Source organism: Mycobacterium sp. (assembly GCF_035633495.1).
Lineage (GTDB): Bacteria > Actinomycetota > Actinomycetes > Mycobacteriales > Mycobacteriaceae > Mycobacterium.
This window is the reverse complement of record NZ_DASQEU010000023.1, coordinates 1-2462: the sequence shown is the minus strand read 5'-3', so window position 1 is coordinate 2462 and position 2462 is coordinate 1. Positions and strand designations below refer to the sequence as shown.

Here is a 2462-nt window from a genome sequence, read left to right as displayed (position 1 = left end):
CAGATCGAGGAACTGTCCACACTGGTGGGTGATCTGGTGGACCTCACCAGGGACGACGCCGGTGTCACGATTCACGAACCCGTCGACCTGTCCGACGTCGTCGACCGCAGTCTCGAACGAGTTCGCAGGCGCCGCAACGACATCGAGTTCGACGTCTATACCATCCGTTGGCAGGTGTACGGCGATGAAGCGGGTTTGTCGCGGGCGGTGCTGAACCTTCTCGACAACGCCGCGAAGTGGAGTCCGGCAAATGGCCGGGTGGCGGTGCGGATGGTACAGGTCGATCCGATGCAGGCCGAGCTGGTGGTGTCGGACCTCGGACCGGGCATCCCGCCTGCCGAGCGCCAGCTGGTGTTCGAGAGGTTCTACCGGTCGACTTCGGCACGCGCGATGACCGGCTCCGGTCTCGGTCTGGCGATCGTCAAGCAGGTCGTCGTGAAACATGGTGGGACACTTCGGATCGACGACACCGTGCCGGGTGGGGACCCGCCGGGGACGTCGATCCACCTGTTGCTTCCCGGCAGGCTGCTGACCGAGAACGGTGACCGCATGGCCACGACACGCGGGGGCGGCGCGGTGGACGGGGTCCCCGGCAGCGCCGAGAATGGGTGACCGGGGAGAAATCGCGAGAAGTCTGGGCAAGTCCCGAATGATCTCTAAGTGGATTCTCAGCCCCGGGGGGGCACTGTGGAGGCAACCGCTTCGTTGTGCATGGCAGACCGCCGACGATTACTACTCGAAAGAAGAGCAACCAGTCGCAATGACGAACCATCCGAGGTACTCGCCGCCACCGCCGCCCGGGCATCGGCCAGGTGCGCAGGAGGGCGCGGCGCCGGGCTACCCCGGCCAGCACCCGACCGGTGCCCATCCGCAGCAGTCCTTCGACTGGCGCTACGCCACGCAACCGCCGCAGTCCTCGCCCTCCTACCGTGGCCCGCAGGATCCCTATCGCACCGGCGATCCCACGCGGATGATGCCCCTGCCGCCCGCGTCTCCCCAGAAGCGTTCCCGCGCAGGTCGTTTGACGGTGGGCGCGCTGGCGATCGCCATCGTGTCCGCAGGCATCGGTGGTGGCGTTGCGACGCTGGTGCAGCCCGGCAGGCCAACGCTTAGTTCGTCGATCGGCGGCGCCGCGCCCAGTGAACCGGCAGCGAGCCTTCCCGCTGGTTCGGTCGAGCAGGTGGCGGCCAAGGTGGTCCCCAGCGTGGTCAAGCTCGAGACCGACATGGGCAGGCAGTCCGAGGAGGGCTCGGGCATCATCCTGTCCACCGATGGCCTCATCCTCACCAACAACCACGTGGTGGCGGCAGCCAACGGCGGACCGGGTGCGCCCACCGGCGTTCAGACCAAGGTCACCTTCGCCAACGGCGCGACGACGACCTTCAAGGTGGTCGGCACCGACCCGAGCAGCGACATCGCCGTCGTTCAAGCCGCGGGAGCCTCCGGCCTGACCCCGATCACGCTCGGTTCGTCGGGCAATCTGCGCGTCGGTCAGGACGTCGTCGCCATCGGCTCGCCCCTCGGGCTCGAAGGCACCGTCACCACCGGCATCGTCAGTGCGTTGAACCGGCCGGTCGCCGCGGGCGGTGACGCACAGAACCAGAACACGGTGCTCGACGCCATTCAGACCGACGCCGCGATCAACCCGGGCAACTCCGGTGGCGCGCTGGTGAACATGAACGGCGAACTCGTCGGCGTGAACTCCGCCATCGCGACGCTCGGCGGCGACTCGGAGCAGTCGCAGAGCGGCTCGATCGGCCTTGGCTTCGCCATTCCCGTCGACCAAGCCAAGCGCATCGCCGACGAGCTGATCCAAAGCGGCACCGCGTCGCACGCCTCGCTCGGCGTTCAGGTCGGCAATGACGCCGGCGTGGACGGAGCGAAGATCGTCGACGTCACCGCCGGTGGCGCGGCCGCAGCAGCGGGGTTGCCCAGCGGTGTCGTGGTCACCAAGGTCGACGACCGGGTGATCAATAGTGCTGACGCTCTCGTGGCGGCCGTGCGGTCCAGGGCGCCCGGCGAGAAGGTCACGCTCACGTACCTCGACACGTCGGGGAAGCCGCAGACGGTGGACGTCACCCTCGGGAAGGCGCAACAGTGACCGTGGCGCCGGGGCGCCCGGAGCTGAGGATGGCTGCGCCGCCGTCGGTGTCGGGATATACGGTTGCACTCATGGAACAGCCAGGTGAGTTGGTGGGCCGCGCGCTGGTGGTCGTCGTCGACGACCGGACGGCTAACGGAGACGAAGAGGACCACAGCGGTCCGCTGGTCACCGAGCTGCTGGGCGAGGCGGGGTTCGTCGTCGATGGCGTCGTCGTCGTTTCGGCCGACGAGATCGAGATTCGCAATGCCCTGAACACCGCCGTCATCGGTGGCGTGGACTTGGTCGTCTCCGTGGGCGGCACCGGGGTGACGCCACGGGACGTCACCCCCGAGGCCACCAGAACGATCCTCGACCGCGA

The 2462-nt window shown here is 68.0% G+C and carries 3 protein-coding genes; all 3 read left to right on the top strand.

The window, feature by feature from the left end:
• Positions 1-612 (top strand): sensor histidine kinase (locus VET27_RS04660; protein WP_526515619.1); only part of this gene is annotated, 612 nt, incomplete at its 5' end.
• Positions 613-760: 148 nt separating this feature from the next.
• Positions 761-2101, top strand: coding sequence for a S1C family serine protease (locus tag VET27_RS04655; RefSeq protein WP_526515617.1), 1341 nt, complete (start codon positions 761-763; stop codon positions 2099-2101).
• A gap of 29 nt (positions 2102-2130) precedes the next feature.
• A partial coding sequence (locus VET27_RS04650; RefSeq protein WP_526515621.1) for a molybdopterin-binding protein occupies positions 2131-2462 on the top strand: 332 nt, incomplete at its 3' end.

Excerpts from the sequence above, each read along its gene's own strand:
- VET27_RS04655 (WP_526515617.1), top strand. The coding sequence starts at position 761 with ATGACGAACCATCCGAGGTACTCGCCGCCACCGCCGCCCGGGCATCGG.